Source organism: Amphiplicatus metriothermophilus, assembly GCF_900199215.1.
In the GTDB taxonomy this organism is placed as follows: domain Bacteria; phylum Pseudomonadota; class Alphaproteobacteria; order Caulobacterales; family Parvularculaceae; genus Amphiplicatus; species Amphiplicatus metriothermophilus.
In genome coordinates this window covers 141,615-158,159 of record NZ_FZQA01000007.1, presented here as the reverse complement: position 1 = coordinate 158,159, position 16,545 = coordinate 141,615, and the positions used below count along the sequence as shown (strand labels likewise).

The window sequence follows — 16,545 nt, the reverse complement described above, 5'->3', positions numbered from 1 at the left end:
GCTCTTTGACATCGTGAGCTCTCTGGCGACGCCGTCGGGAAAGGTCCGGCCGCGGACGGACGCCCCCCCGTCCCCGCCGCAGCCGGACCGCCTGAGGCGCATGCCTATTCGTCGTAGATCGCCGTCTGAGCCGGACCGCCCGCCTGCTTCACGCCGCGGAACATGCCCTTGGAGTTGAACTCCATCGTATAGCCGCCGTCCTTGCCGAGAACGATCACGCCGCCGTCGCCGCCCAGGCCCTGCAGCCGACCATGAATGACGTCGCGGGCGGCTTCGGCGACGCTTTTCCCGGCGTATTCGACCTGCGCGCAGACGTCCCGGGCGATGGCGAGCCGGATGAAATATTCCCCGTGCCCTGTCGAAGAGACGGCGCAGGAGCGGTTGTCGGCGAAGGTTCCCGCGCCGATGATGGGCGAGTCCCCGACCCGGCCGTAGCGTTTCATGCTCATGCCGCCGGTCGAAGTTCCGGCGGCGAGATTTCCTTCCGCGTCGAGCGCCACGGCGCCGACCGTGCCGTATTTGTAATCGGCGTCCGCGGCGGCGCCTTTGTCCGGCTTGCCTTCCTTGCCCTTCTTCTCCTTTTCGAGGGCGTCCCGGTAGGCTTTCCACCGCGCTTCGGTGCGGAAATAGGCGGGAGAAACCAGCTCAAGCCCCTGCTCTTCGGCGAATTTCTCCGCGCCTTCCCGCGCGAACATCACATGCGCGGACTTTTCCATCACCGCGCGTGCGAGCCTGATCGGGTTCCTGACGCGCGTGACGCCGGCGACCGCGCCGGCGTTCAGCGTCGCGCCGTCCATGATCGAGGCGTCGAGCTCGTTCCTGCCGTCGCGCGTGAACACCGCGCCCTTGCCGGCGTTGAACAGAGGCGAGTCCTCCAGAATGACGATCGCCGTCTCCACGGCGTCGAGGGCCGAGCCGCCCCGCTCCAGCACGGCGTAGCCGGCCTCGAGCGCTTCGGTCAGCTTGGCCTTGTATGCGGCCTCTTCTTCCGGCGTGTAACGCCCCTTCTCCATCGCCCCCGCGCCGCCGTGAACGAGGATCGTGAGCGGCGGACCGGCCATGTGCTCGTCCCTCGATTGCGCGCGCGTCACGGCGGTCAGCATGACGCCGGCGAGCGCCGCCGCGATCGCAGCTTTCATCATATGTCGCATGGGAGTCCTCCTCGCCGGGCATAATGCCAACGTGCGGCGGGAGAACAAGTGCGCTCAGACCTCGGGCAGGAGCAGCTTCTGCGCGCGCCACTGCTCGACGATGCGGTCGAGGAAGCCCGCGTCGTCGACGTCCACCGACCAGCCGTCGGTGAAGCTCGCGGTGAGGCTTTTCGGCACGATTTCGCGCGGCAGCGCGTCGAACCGGATGCGGGTCGGCAACGGCACGCCTTCGCCGACGGCGACCGCCTCGCCCATGCCGAGCGACGGCAGACAGTTGAGCAGGCTCGTCGCCGCGTCCGGGACGGCCGCGCGCAGCGCGTCCTGATCGGCCTGGTTGGCGAGCCGCATGGCGAAGATAGTGTTGCACTGGGACAGGATCGTGGGGTCGAGCTCGGTCGGGCGCTGCGAAACGAGCCAGAGCGATACGCCGGTCTTGCGGCCTTCCTTGGCGATGCGCGTCAGCGCCCGGCGCGTCGGCGCGAAGCCCGCGTCTTGCTGAGCCGGGGCGTAGCGGTGCGCGTCCTCGCAGACGATGGCGATGGGCGCGGCCCCGTGGCTCCACAGGCCGAAATCGAAGGCGAGCCGCGCCGTCACCGAGACGACGACCTGCGCCACCTCGGACGGCAGCCCGCCCAGCTCCAGGATGCTCACGGGCCGGCCCTGAACCGGGATGCGGAAGAGCTGTCCCAGAAAACTCGCCATCGTGTCCTGGACCGTGAGGCTCGCGAACATGAAGGCGTAACGCGCGTCCTGGCTGATCGCGTAGATGCGATTGCGCAGCCGCTTGTAAGGCGAGATGGCCCGCGCGCTTTCAAGCGCGCCGAGCGATTTGTCGATGAGGCCGAGAAGCTCAGAAATGCGATACGGGGTCGGCGTGTCGACGGTTATCGAGGCGATGTCGCCGCGCCGCTCGGCCAGCATGCGCGTTCCGCCCTGGGTCGCGGCGAGATTCATGCGCTTGGCCTGCGGAATGAGATCGGCGAGGATTTCGATTTCCTCCTCATAGCCGCGCCGGTTCGGATAGAGCACCTCGACCAGCTCCTCGAAGGTGAGAAGCCAGTAAGGCAGGGTGAAGCTCGACGCGTCGAACACGACGGCCTGATCGCCGAAGGCGCGCGCATATTCATTGTGCGGATCGATGATGACGATATGCGCCTGGCTGTAACGGTCGAGCACCGCCCGAAGCATGAGCGCGACGGCGCAGGACTTGCCCGAGCCCGTCATGCCGAGAACGGCGCAGTGCCGCGCGAAAATCTCATTGACCGCGACGGTCGCGGGGATGGCCGCGTCCTGCTTGACGACGCCGATGCGAACGCTGGCGAGGCCGTTGACGGCGAAGAGCGCGGCGAGCTCTTCGCGCGTAGCGACATGAACCTCGTCGCCGAGCGTCGGGAACGTCGACACGCCGCGCCGGAAGCGCGCGGGCGTCTTCGCCGTCGGCTTGGTGAACTCGCCGATCAGCTCCATTTCGACGAGGCGCATCTCGCCGCCGCTTCCGTCGACGGACGGCGCCGGCACGCTCATCGCCGAGATGAGGCCGAGCACCACATTGGCGCCGGCGTCGACGCTCATGATCGCGCCGAGCTGCGGCCGGTGGAGCCGGTCGACCTCAGCCTGCGCGTCGTCGAGCATGACGAGGGCGTGCGAACCCGTGACCGAGATGATGACGCCGGCGCGCGGATTGCGCGCCTGCGCGGCCTGAACCGCCTTGGCGAGTCGCGCTTGAGGATTTCGCGACGCTTCCTGTGCTGACATTCATGCTCTCCGCGAGGCTTGTCTATCCGGCCATGCGCATGGGCTCGACGTCCGCGTCCGCTTGCGCCGCAGGCAGAACCGCGCGCACCAGCGTGCCCTCGCCCAGACGGCTGCGGATCTCGAAGCGTCCGCCCTGCATTTCGATGAAGGTCTTGGCGATGGCGAGCCCCACGCCCGGCCCCGCGAAGGACCGGTCGAGGCCCCGGTGGATCTCCTCGAAGGCGCCGAGCGCCTGGTCGATGGTCTCGCGCGCCAGCCCCGGACCGTGATCGCGGATGGCGATCTCCGGCTCGCCGCGCTCGTTGAAGACGGCCCGCGCGAGAACCTTCGCTCCCTTGGGCGAAGCCTTGATCGCCAATCGCAGAAGGTGATCGACGGCCTGGCCGAAGCGCCGTTCGTCGCCGACGCCGATCACGCCTTCCGCCGGTCCCTTGCGCGCCAGCGCGACCTCGCCCGCCTGCGCCGCGATCGCCGCGCGCGACATCGCCTCGCCGAGCGCGGCCGCAAGATCGAACTCGCCGCGGTCGAGGGCGCGCTCGCCGCTGTCGAGGGCGGCGGCTTCGAGAATGGTGTTGATATGACCGAGCAGGAGGTCCGCTGACTGAAGAATGTATTCGGCGTAGGCGCGGCGCTGTTCGTCGCTCAGATCGTAGACGTCGCTGTCGCGCAGCATGGTGGCGAAGCCGATGACGGCGTTGAGGGGCGTCCTCAGCTCGTGGTTCATGTTCGCCAGAAACTCCGAGCGCGCCTTGATCGACAGCTCGGCCTGCTCGCGCGCCGCGCGCGCCTCGTCCGTCGCACGCCGCACGGCGACGGCTTCCGCCATTCGCGCGGCGTAGCTCGCGATCAGCGATCCGTCATGGACGACGAAAGGATTATAGGCGCGCATGCGACGTTCCCTCGCGCAAACGCTACGCGGCAAGCGCTAATGCGCCGTTAAGCAAATCGTTCGTAAACGCGCCGTTAACCGCCGCCGGCGGCGGGGTCCGGCGCAAGCGAAGCGGCGGCCGGGCGCGCCGCCTCCTGCGGGCGTTCGGCGCGGACGCTTTCGGCTTTTTCGTCGGCGCCGGCCCTCTTCGGCGCCGTCTCGGCCGGCTTCGGCAGATAGGCGAGCACGAGGTCGCCGATCTCGGGCTTGACGGGCCGCTCCTGCGAGGCGAACAGCAGCGCCCCTTTGCGCTGGATGAGGACGATCTCGTACTCGTCTCCCAGATCCTCGAAATATTTCTCCGGCGGGTATTCCTCGGTCAGCCGCGTGCGCTGATAGATCCAGCCGGCGTAATGCCGGCGCAGAAGCTCGTCGAGCGTCGCGCCGGAATGGAGGAAGGTGCGCCCCTGCAAGGTGAAAGAAAGCGCCCGCCTGTCCTCCTCGTCCTTGCCGCGGGCGTTGACCTGATAGATCGCCGCCCGGCCCATTTCCGGCGCGAGGTCGGTGCACACGAGCGCGTTATGCGCCTCGTTGCCGCTCAGGGCGAGCAGATAGCCGAAGCGGTTGAGGTCGAGATGGTGCTCGGTCACCTCCGACAGGATCTCGCCGTAATAGGTCTCGACCTCGGCGAGGCGGACGGGGCGAAGCCGGCGCCAGCTCGCGTCGGCGACCACGACCGGCACGTCCATCTCCTTGAGCTTCGCGGCCAGCCCCGCCGACCATGGGCTCGCGCCGGAAATGAGCACGCCCGGCCGTTCGCTCGACACCAGGCCGAGCGCCCTGGCGAGCGGCCCGATGGTGAAGCCGTGCAGAAGCACCGTGGCGAAAACCATCGCGAAAGCGAGCGGAATGAGGCGCGCGCCGTCCTCATAGCCGGCGGCGGCCAGCGAGGCGCCGAAAAAGCTCGAAACGGCGACCGCGACGATGCCGCGCGGCGCGATCCAGCCGACCAGAAGCCGCTCCTGCCAGGGCAGTCCCGCGCCGATGGTCGACAGGAATACGGTGAGCGGGCGCACCACGAACAGCATCGCTCCGAGAAACGCGAAGGCGCGCAGGTCGAAACCCGTCAGCATGTCGACGGTGAGGTTCGCCGTAAGAATCACGAACACCCCGGCCACCAGAAGGACGGCGATGTTCTCCTTGAACAGCCTGAGCTCGTTGATGCTGGCGATGCGCGAATTCGCCATCGTCACGCCCATCGCCGTCACGGCGAGAAGGCCGGCTTCCTCCTGCAGGAGATTGGCGATCTCGAAGCAGACGAGAACGAGCACCAGCAGGATCGGGGGTTTGAGATATTCCGGCGCCCAGCCGCGCTGAAAGACCGTCGCCGCGAAACGTCCCAGCATGAAGCCGAGCGCGCAGGCGAGAACGCTCGCGATGAGAAGCGAGGCGAAGATCTGTCCCGGCGAGGCCCCGTGGCTGTCGTCGCCGCCGGCGCTGAAGACGATCACCTCATAGACGAGCACGGCGAGCAAGGCGCCGATCGGATCGTTGATGATGCCTTCCCACTTGAGCAGCGTCGCCGGACGCGGCTTCAGGCGTGCCTGGCGCAGAAGGGGAATGATCACCGTCGGGCCGGTGACCACCATGACGCCCGCGAAAAGGATCGCCGTCGGCCAGGAAAGCCCGGCGATGTAATGGGCGGCCAGCGAGCCCAGCCCCCAGGCGATGGCCGCGCCGGGAAACACCAGCCGGCGCACGCCCTTGGTGAGGCCGCGCAACTCGGCGAAATTGAGCGACAGTCCGCCCTCGAACAGAATGACGGCGACGGCGATGGCGATGATCGGCTGATAGAATTCGCCGAGCAGCGCCTGCATCGGCGGCAGGCCTTCGCCGACGCCAGGCGGCGGGCGCAGGATGCCCAGGACCGGCCCGGCGAGGATGCCGGCGACGGCCATCACCACGATCGCCGGCAGGTTGAAACGCCAGGCGATCCATTGCGCGCCGACGCCAAGCACGCCGATCGCCGCGACGACGAGGACGAGATTGTCCATCCATGTCTCCCGCGGGACCGCCGCGAGGCGCTTCGCGCCCGCTCCCCCGCGCCGTCAGGCTCCTAGCGGTTCTTGAAGGACGGCTTTCGTTTCTCGATGAAGGCGGTCATGCCTTCCTTCTGGTCTTCGAGGGCGAAGACGGAATGGAAGACGCGCCGCTCGAACCGCACCCCTTCCGACAAGGTCGTTTCATAAGCGCGGTTAACCGCCTCTTTCGTCAGCATGGCGATGGGCCGCGAGAAGTCGGCGATCTGCCTGGCGACCTTGATCGCTTCAGCCCTGAGCTCGCCCTTGGGCACGATGCGCGAGACGAGGCCGCAGCGTTCGGCCTCCTGCGCGTCCATCATGCGCCCGGTCAGGCACATATCCATCGCTTTCGACTTGCCGATGAAGCGCGCGAGGCGCTGGGTGCCGCCGGCGCCCGGCATGGCGCCGATGGTGATCTCCGGCTGGGCGAACTTGGCGTTGTCGGCGGCGATGATGAAGTCGCACATGAGGGCGAGCTCGCAGCCGCCGCCGAGCGCGTAGCCGGCGACCGCGGCGATGATCGGCTTGCGCACGCGCGTCGCCTCCTCCCAGTTTTTGGTGATGAAGTCCTCACTATAGACGTCGATATAGGACTTCGACGCCATCTCCTTGATGTCGGCGCCGGCGGCGAAAGCCTTCTCCGAGCCCATGAGCACGATGCAGCCGATGTCGTCGTCGGCGTCGAATTTCTTCAGCGCGTCGGTGACCTCGTCCATCAGCTGATCGGAGAAGGCGTTGAGCGCTTCAGGCCGGTTGAGAGTCAGCACGCCGACTTCGCCGTCCTTTTCGGCGAGAATGCATTCATAGGCCATGGTCAACGACTCCTTTCAAAACCCGCTAGTTGAAGCCTATCAACTTCAGCACCTCGTGGCGCGCCTTGTCGTCCTCGCGGAAGACGCCCATCATGCGGCTCGTGGTCATGATGACGTCGGGCGTCTCCACGCCGCGGCAGGTCATGCAGGCGTGCGTCGCCTCAATCACCACGGCGACGCCTGCGGGCTCCAGCACCTTCTGGATGCAGTCGGCGATCTCGGCCGTCAGGCGCTCCTGCACCTGGAGGCGCTTGGCGAAGGCGTGCACGACGCGCGCGAGCTTGGAGATGCCGACCACCTTGTCTTTCGGCAGATAGGCGACATGCGCCTTGCCCATAATCGGCGCCAGGTGGTGTTCGCAATGGGAATGAAAGGGAATGTCGCGCAGAAGGACGATCTCGTCATAACCGCCCACCTGCTCGAAGGTGCGCGTGAGATAGGTCTCGGGACATTCCTCATAGCCGCGGAAATATTCGAGGAACGCCTCGATCACCCGGCGCGGCGTGTCCTTCAGCCCTTCCCGCTCGGGATCGTCGCCGATCCAGCGTATGAGCTCGCGCACCGCTTCCATCGCCCTGCGCCGATCTTCTTCCGTACGGTCGATGGGATTGCCCATGAGCGGCTCCTCGCCTGCTGCGCCTAACGCATGCCTCTAACGTTTCTCAATGGGAACGACCTCGCGCTGCTCGACGCCCGTATAGTTCGAGAGCGGACGGACGAGCTTGTTGTCGGCGAGCTGTTCTATCACATGGGCCGTCCAGCCGGTGATGCGGCTCATGACGAAGATAGGCGTGAACATGGGGATTTCGAAGCCCATAAGATAGTAGGACGGTCCGGCGGGGAAATCGAGATTGGGATAGATGCCCTTCTCGGCGACCATGGTCTCATTGAGAATCTTGCTGATCTCCCAGTATTTCCTCGCCTCCTCGGTGCCGATCGCCTCCACCATTTTCCTGTAAGCCTCGGTCATGGTGGGCACGCGCGAGTCGCCCTTGCGATAGACCCGGTGGCCGAAACCCATGACGCGCTTCTTCTGCGCCAGGGCGTCGAGCATCCACTGGCGGGCGTTGTCGGGAGAGCCGATCTCCTTCAGCGTATGCATCACCGCCTCGTTGGCGCCGCCGTGGAGCGGGCCTTTCAGCGAGCCGATAGCGCCGGTGACGGCCGAATAAATGTCCGACAGCGACGAGGCGATGACCCGCGCGGTGAAGGTCGAGGCGTTGAAGGAATGCTCTGCATAGAGAGTCATGGAGATGTCGAAACACTTGACGATGTCGGGCGCGGGAACCTTCTCGAAGCACATGTGGAAGAAGTTCTCGGAGAAGCCGAGGTCCTTCGACGGCGCGACCGGCTCCTTGCCGTTGCGCAGGCGATAATCGGTCGCCACGATCTGCGGAATCTTCGCGTAAAGCCGGATCGCCTTGGCGTAGAGCCCCTCGGGCGAGGAATCGTTCGCCGTGTCGTCCTCCTGGCCGAGGAACGAAACGGCGGTGCGCAGCGTGTCCATCGGATGCGCCTTTTTGTTGAACTTGCGCATCACCGCAATGAGATCATCCGACAGCCCGCGCTCTTCCCGCTCGGCCCTGTTCAGCGCGTCGAGCTGGGCCTGCGTCGGCAGATCGCCGTTCCAGATAAGCCAGGCGACCTCCTCGAACCGGCATTTCTCGGCGAGGTCCTGGACCTTGTAGCCGCGATAGGTGAGCGAATTGATCTCCGGCATCACCTTCGAGATCGCCGTGTCGTCGGCGTAGACGCCGGCGAGGCCGTATTTGACTTCCGTGTCGGTCATGGCGCTTCCTTTAGTTCGTAGTTCGTAGTGCGTCGTACGTCGTTGAAGGTCGCGCAGCATTCTACGTACGACGGACTACGCACTAATACGTCACCCCTTCGGCGTGTCCCCAACCTCGAAGTTGAAGATCGACTGGTCGAACTGGTTGTAGTCCTCATAGCGCAAAAGATCGTAGAGGTCGCGCCGGTGCTGCATGATGTCGAGGACGCCGTTCTGATCCCCGTCCCTGAGGATCGCGTCGAGCCCCTTGCCGGCGCCGTACATCGCCAGGCGCAGGGTCGTGACCGGATAGATCACGATGTTGAAGCCGAGATTTTCGAGTTCCTTCTTGTTCAAGAGGCGCGACTTGCCGAACTCGGTCATGTTGGCGAGCAGCGGAACCGAAATCGCCTTGCGGACGGCCTCGAACTCCTTTTCGTTCTGCATCGCCTCGGGGAAGATCATGTCGGCGCCGGCGTCGACATAGGCCTTCATCCGGTCGACGGCCTTGTCCAGCCCTTCCACGGCGCGCGCGTCCGAGCGCGCGATGACGACGAAATTCGCATCACGCCGGGCGTCGACCGCCGCTTTCACGCGCTGAACCATGACGCCCGTCTCCACGACCTCCTTGCCGTCGAGATGGCCGCAGCGCTTCGGCATCACCTGATCCTCGATGTGACAGCCGGATAGGCCCATCTCCTCCATCGTGCGGATGGTGCGCGCCGCCATCATCGGCTCGCCGAAGCCGGTGTCGACGTCGATGACGGCGGGAAGGTCGGTGACCCGCGCGATCTGATGGCCGCGCTCCGCGAACTCGGTAAGAGTCGCCAGCCCGATATCCGGCAGGCAGAGATCGGCGGACATGACCGCGCCCGAAATGTAGACGCCGTCGAAGCCCTTGCGCTCGATCATCTGCGCACAGAGCGGATTGAACGCGCCCGGAAACTGCAGGAGCGCGCCGGACTTCAGCTTGGCGCGAAAATCGGCTCGCTTTTCAGCGGGGTTTTTCTTGGTAAAGAGCATTTTTCCAGGCCTTTCAAAACCGAATCCAGACAGCGCCGTTCTCATCCTGAGGAGAATTACTCATCGTCCGATGAGCAATCGGTCGCGATGGATGGGCTGCACGCGTCGTCGCTAAAAAGTCCCTTCCGCCTTCCACTCGTCGTCTAACTGACCCGCCCTGTCGATTCCGTCATCGCCGCCCTTTTGACGCCGGCGCGATCAGCGCGACGCGCGGGAAATAGGCTCGATAGACCTGCGGATCCCGCGTCAGCAACCTGTAGCCCGCGACGGCCGCATGGGCGCCGATAAAGAAGTCGAGCAGCGTTTTCGTTCTCCCGCCGCCCCGCTTTCTGTAGGCGGCGAAAGCCTTGCCCGCAAGGAAGGCGGCTTCGAAGGGAACGGCCTCCCGCTCGACCGCCGACCGCGGCAGGGCGTCCTCGAAATCCTCGATGCGGGAAAAGCGGATCGAGGCTTCCGCGTAAATCACGGCGTTGATGACGAGCCGGGACTCATCCGCGGCCTTTTCCAGGGCCTTGCTCGACCATTCGAACCATGCCGCGTCTTCGGTGAAGACGTCGAGCAGGACGTTCGAATCGACGAGGACGGCGCTCATCCCGACCGCGTCAGCGCCATGATCTCGTCGGTCGTCATTTTCACGTCGCCGCGGCCGCGCATGCGCGCCGTCAGCGCGGCGCCGCGCCCCGCCTTTTTGGGCGCGCGCGCCTTGTAGAGGCGGACGACCCGGCCGTCATACTCGAATTCGATCTCGGCGCCCGGCAGAAGCCCCGCCCGCTCGCGAATGTCCTGCGGGATGGTGACCTGGCCTTTGGAGGTGATGCGCATGCATGACCCTTTCTTACCAGTAAGAGTAAGAATTGGGGAATCGCCCGTCAAGGCGCGCCGCGCCCCTAAAAAATCCCCTTCGCCGCATTCTCCTGCAAATAGCCCTCCGGCGCGACGGGGTTGAGCATCACGACCTCGTCAGCGGACAGGTCCGGCAGGCGCTGGACGAGATCGAGGAACCGCTCGGATTCGGCCGGATCGAGAATATCGTCCGTCAGCGTTCTGAACTTCCTGATATACTCCGCCCTCCCGAAGGGGCGCGCCCCCAGGGGGTGCGCATTGGCGACGCCGAGCTCGTCCACGAGCTCCGAGCCGTCCTCGAAGGTCGCGACCACGCGCGCGCCGAAGGCTTTCTCCTTCGGGTCGCGGCTGTGATAGCGCCGCGTCCACTCGGGATCTTCGACGGTCGAGATCTTGCGCCAGAGCCGCACGGTGTCGGGCCGGCGCGCGCGCTCGGGCGCATAGGACTTCACGTGATGCCATTGCCCGTCCTGCAGCGCCACGGCGAAGATGTACATGATCGAGTGATCGAGGGTTTCCCGACTCGCATTCGGGTCCATCTTCTGCGGGTCGCCGCTCCCCGTGCCGATGACGTAATGGGTGTGATGGGACGTGTGCAGAACGATCGACTTCACCTTGTCGAAGCCGCCGCGCTTTTCGATCTCACGGCCCATGCGAAAAGCGAGGTCGATGAGCGCCTGGCTCTGGTACTCGGCCGAATGCTCCTTGGTGTAGGTCTCGAGGATCGCGCGCTTGGGCTCGCCCTTCTCCGGCAGCGGCACGTGATAGGTCGGCTCATAGGGGCTCTCGCCCTTGTCGCGCGCGGTGCGCCCGTTGAGGATCCAGGCGATCACCGAATCCTCGCCTTCATAGATCGGGCTTGGGCTCCCTTCGCCGCGCATGGCGCGGTCCACGGCCTCGATCGCCTGCTTGCCGGCATAGGCGGGCGCATAGGCCTTCCAGCTTGAAATCTCGCCCTTGCGCGACTGGCGCGTGGTGATCGTCGTGTGCAGGCCCTGCTGCACCGCCTGATAGATGACCGCCGTCGGCAGATCGAGCAGCGCGCCCACGCCGGCGGCCGCCGACGGCCCGATATGGGCGATGTGGTCGATCTTGTGCTCGTGCAGGCAGATCGCCTTCACCAGATTGACCTGGATCTCATATCCCGTCGCAATGCCGCGGACGAGCGCGCGCCCGTCCTTGCCGCATTGCTGGGCGACGGCGAGGATCGGCGGGATGTTGTCGGCCGGGTGCGAATAGTCCGCAGCCAGAAAAGTGTCGTGATAATCGAGCTCGCGCACCGCCACGCCGTTGGCCCAGGCCGCCCATTCGGCGTGGACGCGATGCCCGGCCGGCCTGCCGAACAGCGTCGCCCCGCCGGCGCGCGGATGGGCGTCAGCCATCGCGCGGGCAGACTTGATCGGGCCGCGGTTGAGCGAGGCGATCGCCACCGCCGCGTTGTCGATGATGCGGTTGACGATCATCTCCGCGACGTCGGTCTCGACCTCGACGGGATCGGCGGCGACTTCGGCGATCTTCCAGGCGAGCTGATCCTCGCGCTTGAGGTTGTCCTTGGATCGATGGGCGCGGACGGGATGGACTTTCATGGAGCCGCCTTTTCCTGAATGTTTTTTTTGCTTTCCGGCCTCGCCGGAGGACCCTCGGGGACGCGCCGGGCGCGCGCGTTGTCGCAGCCCGAAGGCGCGCCATTCGTGCCTTAACAAGGGCTTAGTGTCAAAAGCGCGCGGGCCGCGCGTCCGGCGGCGTAACGCCTCAGGAAAACCAGCGCTTGACAGGCGCGCCGAGTCTTGTTCCGGCCGCCTCCAGCTTCAGAAAAACAACAGCTTGACCGCCATCGCTGCGACCGCGGCGTAAAAGACTTTCTTGATGAGAGGCGCGCCCTCGCGCACGGTCGCGCGCGCGCCCAAAAGCCCGCCCAGCGCGTTGCCGGCGGCGAGCGCCGCCCCCGCGGTCCAGGCGATCTCGGTCCGCGCTGCGAACACGGCCAGCGCCACGACCGAAAAGACAAGGGCGATGAACACCTTGTGCATGTTCACGCGGACCAGGTCGAGGCCCATCGTCCGATAGAGGATCGGCATCATCAGGAAGCCGACGCCGATCTGGATGAAGCCGCCCCAGAAGCCGGCCCCGACCATCAGGACATGTCCGAGGACCAGGTTGCGGGCCTGCGGGGACGCGTCGGGCGGCGGCGCGGGCCGGTCGCGGCCGGTCGCCATCAGGATCAACACGCCGATCATGGTGAGCGCGAGCACCCGGTCGAACCACGCGCCGTCGAGGCGCACGCCGACCATCGCCCCGGCGAAGGCGCCGACCGAAGCGGCCGCGGCGAGGGTCGCGCTCAGCCTGAAATCGGCGAAGCCCTGCGCGCGGAACGAACCGACCGCGACGATGTTCTGGGCGATGATGGCGATCCGGTTGGTGCCGTTGGCGACCGGCCCCGGCAGGCCGAGAAACACCATGGTCGGCACCGTCAGCAGCGAGCCGCCGCCGGCGAGCACGTTGATCCAGCCGCAGGCGACGCCGGCAAGCGCCAGAAGGGCGAGCTCCCACGCCGTCATCGCCGCGCCTTCACGTCTGAATGCGGCCGCGGCCTGCGATCCGCGCCGACGAGCCCGACAGCCGATTCTTCGAAGCAGGGACGGAGGACGCCCGCCCCTCGCCGGCGCCGAGCCCGCGCGCGGCTTCCGATCCGTCGCGCGCCGGCGGCCGCAACGCGTCGGCTGCGCGCTCCGGCGTTCGATCCGGGCGCTCGAGATCGATTCCCGTCAATTCCTTCGTTCGACGATTGCTCCCGGCGAAATATGTCGCAAAAGCCGCCTCGATCTCTTCGCGCCAACGCCGTTCGAGCCATCGATTGAGCGCAGGCGGAACGAGTCTGCCGACGATCGTAACGAAGGGAAGGAAAAGCGCCGCGCCAAGAGGACTCGCCAGCGGACTGGACCCGTTGACCGTATCGGCGCGAATGAAAAGATTGAGGCGCGCCTTGAGCCAGACAGTGACCGCCGGCGCTTGGGCGTTCGCCCTGCGCGAGACGGGCAGGCCGGCGACAGGCGGAACTCCCGCGAAGGAGGCGACCCTCGACAGGAACGCTTCCGGCGCGCTTGCGAAGTCCTCATAGGCGAGCACGCAGACGTTTTCCGCGCCGAACAGCGTCTGATAGAGCTCGATGATCGCGTCATAGGCGAAGTGATCGGGATCGAACTGCGGCACGTGCCCGTCGCGCTGCGGCCTCAGATAGCCGACGAGGGAGCGCATGCCGCCCTTCTTCACATATTGTTTGTAGGCGGACAGGATCGCCGCCTTCTGTTCGCGGATGACGATCAGAACGCGCCCGTCGGGAAAGACGGCGCGCAACCGGCGCGCGATGGTCTCGCAGTCATAGCCGCCCGAATGCGGATGACCGGACAGCCTTTCGTTGCTGAGGACGGGAACGGCGCCCGGCGGCGCGGCCTCCCGCAGGGCTTCGTAGCGCGCCCGGCATCGCGCCGCGTCGAATCGGAGCGGATGGGAAAGAAAAAGATTCTTCTCGACGTCCATCCAGAAGAAGCCGCAGCCGGCGTCCCGGAACAGGAAACGCTGAAGCCAGGTCGACGCCGTCTTGTGATAGCCGATATGGATAAGGGGGCGAGGCCTTCGCCTCCGCTCCCGCGCGCCCGCGATCAAGTCTGACAATCTTCCCTCGTCGGCGCTCCCCGCTCGCGCGCTTTTCGCCGCAATCGGAGTCGCCCTCCCCTGGCTGCCCAGCCGCCCTTCTCTGTTATCGCCCCTGAGAAATGCGTCGGCGGCTTTTCTGGAAGGAACCGTCGGGCGGGTCAAGGCGCGCGACGCAGCCGGCGAGTAACCTGACTAATTTCTCACGGTTTTAAGACACTTTTTTCAACTCCGCGCCTCGGCAAGCCGATCGCGACTCGAACAGCTGAGTCGGCCATGATCGCAGGATGCGGGAATTCATGCGTCTGCTCATCTTCGCTGCGGCGGCGAGCTCGGCAATTCCAGCGCGTCGAGCCTCGCCTGTATGGACGAGATCTGGCCGCGCCTTTCCGCGCTCGGCCTCAATGCCGTGCTCGCGCCCGTCTATTGGGAAATGATCGAGCCGGAAGAGGGCCGTTTCGACTTTTCGCTGGTCGACGCGCTCCTCAAACGCGCGCGGGCTCACGATCAGCGCCTCGTCCTGCTGTGGTTCGGGAGCTGGAAGAACTCCATGTCGAGCTATGCGCCGGCCTGGGCGAAGCGCGATGCGGCCCGTTTTCCCCGCGCCGAAACGAAAGACGGGACCCGGCAGGAGATCCTCTCTCCCTTCAGCGAGGCCAATCTCGACGCCGACCGCAAGGCCTTGGTCGCGCTGATGACTCATCTCGCCGAGGTCGACGCGAAGCATCGCACCGTCGTCATGGTCCAGGTCGAGAACGAGATCGGCATGATTCCCGAGGCGCGCGATCACAGCCCCCGCGCCGGAAGCGCCCGCCAACGCCTTTTACGCCTTCGGCGCGCTCGACGCGATCGGATTCAGTCCGCTCTCGATCGAATCCATTGAGAATCCGGACGAGGACCCTCTCGGCGAAGCCTATCGCCTGCTCGCGAGCCTCGCGCCGCTCATTCTGGAGCGTCAGGGTGCGGACGACATCGCCGGCTTCCGCCCGCCCGTCGACTTCGAGGGCGAGGTCGATGCAGCGCCGCAGCGCCACGTCTTCGGCTCTTACCGGTTCAACGTCTCCTTCGTCGATCCGTGGACGCCGCAAGACGCGCAGAACGCCGCCGCCCATGGCGGGCTCGTGCTGCGCCTCGGCGAGGACGAGTTTCTCATCGCCGGCAAGGGGATCGTCGTGACGTTCGAGACCGTCGCCGGCGACGAACGCGCAGGCGTCGAGTCCGCCTGGGAGGGCCGGTTCGAGGCGGGCCGCTGGATCCCAGGCCGGCGCCTCAATGGCGACCAGACCCATCAGGGCCGGCACATCCGCCTGCCGCCCGACCAGTTCGGCGTTCAGCGCGTGCGGCTTTACCGGTATTAGGGCCGCCGGCCTCGCCAGGCCCGCGCCGTCATGGACGCGCTCTTCGCGCTTTGCTAACATAGTAGCTGGTAGCGTTAACAGAAGGCGCGGGCGGGGCTGCATGTCTCAAGCTGAAACCATTTTGCCGGCGGCCGGCGCCGCGCGAGAGCCGTTCTTCTCCTGGCCGCCGCTGCCCTTCGCCCTGTGGCTATGCGGATTCTACGCCTGCTGGCTCGCCATCGTCGCCGGCTTCGACTATTGGGCGACCGTCGCCGCGCACTGGCCGATTGCGGCCGCCATGGCGGCGGGATCGTATTTCGCCGGCTCGACGCCTATGGGGGGCGGGACGGTCGGATTCCCGGTTCTGGTGCTTCTGTTCAACGAGCCCGCTTCGCTGGGGCGCAGCTTCGGCCTCGCCGTGCAGTCGATCGGCATGGTCTCGGCGAGCATCTACATCATCGCCGCAGGACGCCGGATAGACTGGAGCCTTCTCAAACCTGCGCTTGTCGGCTCGCTGATCGCCACTCCGCTCGGCGCAGCCTTCATCGCGCCTTACGCGCCCGATCTCGGCGTGAAGCTGCTGTTCGCCACCCTGTGGGCGAGCTTCGGCGTCATCCACTTCGCCAAGCTCAAGATGATCGTGACGCCGGAAGGCGCCCGCCGCCCCGAGCCCGCGCTCGACCGCCGGATCGGCTTCGCCATCGGACTCGCCGGCGGCGTCGTTGCCTCGCTCACCGGCGTCGGGATCGACATGATGATCTACGCGGCGATGGTCATGTTCTATCGCGCCGACATCAAGGTCGCGATCCCGACCTCCATCATCCTCATGGCGTTCACCTCAGTCGTAGGGATCGCGAGCAACGTCGCGCTGTCGGCCTTCGGACCGCCGCAATACGCCCTGCCCCCGGACGTTTTTCACAACTGGCTGGCCGCCGCGCCGGTGGTCGCCGTCGGCGCGCCTTTCGGCGCGGTCATCGTCAACCGCCTGCCGCGCAAGTCGACCTTGCTGATCGTCTCCGCGCTGTGCATCGGCCAGTTTGTGTGGACGCTCGTTCAGGAACGCGAGGCCGGATGGCCCCTTCTCGCCGCGCTGGGCGGCCTGCTTTTGCTGAACCTCTTCTTCCTCTTCCTGTTCCGTACGGGAGAGCGGCGCGCCGCCGGCGAACGGGTTGAGTCGATCAAGGCTCGTTAGTCAGGCTCGCTCGCCGGAAATGAGGGATTTTTCCCATAATTCTTGACATAATTTGCCCGGTTTT

The 16,545-nt window shown here is 66.0% G+C and carries 16 protein-coding genes; 3 read left to right on the top strand and 13 right to left on the bottom strand.

The window, feature by feature from the left end:
- Positions 1-104 precede the first annotated feature (104 nt).
- The 13 genes from CHB64_RS13155 to CHB64_RS13095 form a co-directional block, all read right to left on the bottom strand.
- Positions 105-1,151, bottom strand: a complete 1,047-nt coding sequence (locus tag CHB64_RS13155) for an isoaspartyl peptidase/L-asparaginase family protein (protein WP_089413082.1) — start codon at positions 1,149-1,151, stop codon at positions 105-107.
- Between the two features lie 54 nt (positions 1,152-1,205).
- Positions 1,206-2,906: an ATP-binding protein gene (locus CHB64_RS13150; protein ID WP_089413081.1), complete on the bottom strand. Its 1,701-nt coding sequence runs from the start codon at positions 2,904-2,906 to the stop codon at positions 1,206-1,208.
- A 22-nt stretch (positions 2,907-2,928) separates the two neighbouring features.
- Positions 2,929-3,795, bottom strand: a complete 867-nt coding sequence (locus CHB64_RS13145) for a sensor histidine kinase (protein ID WP_089413080.1) — start codon at positions 3,793-3,795, stop codon at positions 2,929-2,931.
- Positions 3,796-3,869: 74 nt separating this feature from the next.
- Positions 3,870-5,828, bottom strand: a complete 1,959-nt coding sequence (locus CHB64_RS13140) for a cation:proton antiporter (protein WP_089413079.1) — start codon at positions 5,826-5,828, stop codon at positions 3,870-3,872.
- 62 nt (positions 5,829-5,890) lie between these two features.
- Entirely contained in the window at positions 5,891-6,667 is a 777-nt protein-coding gene (locus CHB64_RS13135) for an enoyl-CoA hydratase (RefSeq protein ID WP_089413078.1), read from the bottom strand.
- Positions 6,668-6,692: 25 nt separating this feature from the next.
- Positions 6,693-7,283 carry a GTP cyclohydrolase I FolE gene (gene folE / locus CHB64_RS13130; RefSeq protein WP_089413077.1) on the bottom strand — a complete coding sequence of 197 codons (591 nt, stop codon included), beginning with the start codon at positions 7,281-7,283 and terminating at the stop codon, positions 6,693-6,695.
- A 36-nt stretch (positions 7,284-7,319) separates the two neighbouring features.
- The gene (locus tag CHB64_RS13125) at positions 7,320-8,456 is read right to left on the bottom strand and encodes a bifunctional 2-methylcitrate synthase/citrate synthase (protein ID WP_089413076.1); all 1,137 of its coding nucleotides are present in this window, start codon (positions 8,454-8,456) and stop codon (positions 7,320-7,322) included.
- Positions 8,457-8,546: 90 nt separating this feature from the next.
- On the bottom strand, positions 8,547-9,458 hold the full coding sequence (prpB, locus tag CHB64_RS13120) for a methylisocitrate lyase (protein ID WP_089413075.1): 912 nt from the start codon (positions 9,456-9,458) through the stop codon (positions 8,547-8,549).
- Positions 9,459-9,627: 169 nt separating this feature from the next.
- A complete protein-coding gene (locus tag CHB64_RS13115; protein WP_089413074.1) occupies positions 9,628-10,050 on the bottom strand; it encodes a type II toxin-antitoxin system VapC family toxin in 423 nt (140 codons plus the stop codon).
- Entirely contained in the window at positions 10,047-10,280 is a 234-nt protein-coding gene (locus CHB64_RS13110) for an AbrB/MazE/SpoVT family DNA-binding domain-containing protein (protein ID WP_089413073.1), read from the bottom strand. Before CHB64_RS13110 ends, CHB64_RS13115 begins: the two co-directional genes overlap by 4 nt.
- 65 nt (positions 10,281-10,345) lie before the next feature.
- Positions 10,346-11,887: an MmgE/PrpD family protein gene (locus CHB64_RS13105; RefSeq protein WP_089413072.1), complete on the bottom strand. Its 1,542-nt coding sequence runs from the start codon at positions 11,885-11,887 to the stop codon at positions 10,346-10,348.
- Between the two features lie 222 nt (positions 11,888-12,109).
- Positions 12,110-12,859, bottom strand: coding sequence for a sulfite exporter TauE/SafE family protein (locus CHB64_RS13100; RefSeq protein WP_089413071.1), 750 nt, complete (start codon positions 12,857-12,859; stop codon positions 12,110-12,112).
- Positions 12,860-12,869: 10 nt separating this feature from the next.
- The gene (locus tag CHB64_RS13095; protein ID WP_143266020.1) at positions 12,870-13,973 is read right to left on the bottom strand and encodes a sulfotransferase; all 1,104 of its coding nucleotides are present in this window, start codon (positions 13,971-13,973) and stop codon (positions 12,870-12,872) included.
- A 343-nt stretch (positions 13,974-14,316) separates the two neighbouring features.
- On the opposite strand from CHB64_RS13095, the gene CHB64_RS15465 reads away from it, so the two are divergent.
- The 3 genes from CHB64_RS15465 to CHB64_RS13085 all read left to right on the top strand — a co-directional run bounded on the left by CHB64_RS15465 (position 14,317) and on the right by CHB64_RS13085 (position 16,481).
- A complete protein-coding gene (locus tag CHB64_RS15465; protein WP_200815383.1) occupies positions 14,317-14,835 on the top strand; it encodes a beta-galactosidase in 519 nt (172 codons plus the stop codon).
- The gene (locus tag CHB64_RS15460; protein WP_200815387.1) at positions 14,738-15,310 is read left to right on the top strand and encodes a DUF5597 domain-containing protein; all 573 of its coding nucleotides are present in this window, start codon (positions 14,738-14,740) and stop codon (positions 15,308-15,310) included. Before CHB64_RS15465 ends, CHB64_RS15460 begins: the two co-directional genes overlap by 98 nt.
- 100 nt (positions 15,311-15,410) lie before the next feature.
- The gene (locus CHB64_RS13085) at positions 15,411-16,481 is read left to right on the top strand and encodes a sulfite exporter TauE/SafE family protein (RefSeq protein ID WP_089413069.1); all 1,071 of its coding nucleotides are present in this window, start codon (positions 15,411-15,413) and stop codon (positions 16,479-16,481) included.
- Positions 16,482-16,545 lie beyond the last annotated feature (64 nt).